The organism is Pseudoalteromonas sp. S3178 (genome assembly GCF_005886985.1).
Classification (GTDB): Bacteria; Pseudomonadota; Gammaproteobacteria; order Enterobacterales; family Alteromonadaceae; genus Pseudoalteromonas; species Pseudoalteromonas carrageenovora.
The window spans coordinates 1-357 of sequence record NZ_PNCW01000617.1; the positions used below are offsets into that span (position 1 = coordinate 1).

Below are 357 nucleotides of genomic sequence, written 5' to 3' on the forward strand. Positions count from 1 at the left end.
CGGCGCTTGAACTCGGTGCAACCGTTAACCTGATAAGTGGACCAGTTTCACTCTCTGCACCAGAAGGGGCAACGCTATTCCCCATTGAAACTGCAAGAGACATGTTAAATTCGGCACTACAATTAGCACCCCAATCAGATGTATTTATTGGCTGTGCATCCGTCGCTGATTACAGAGCTGCGACAATTGCAGAACACCAAATCAAAAAGCAAGGAGATGAAATAACCCTCACGATGGTAAAAAATCCAGACGTGATCGCACACGTTGCCGCGATTAAAGAAAATAGACCATACACAGTCGGCTTTGCAGCTGAAACACAAGATATCCAACAGTACGCAAAAGCCAAACTCAAAAACA

General features: G+C 45.1%; 1 protein-coding gene. It reads left to right on the top strand.

What is annotated here, in order from left to right:
• Positions 1–357, top strand: a 357-nt coding sequence (locus CWC11_RS22470) for a phosphopantothenoylcysteine decarboxylase domain-containing protein (RefSeq protein WP_249330818.1), incomplete at both ends; no start/stop codon positions are given.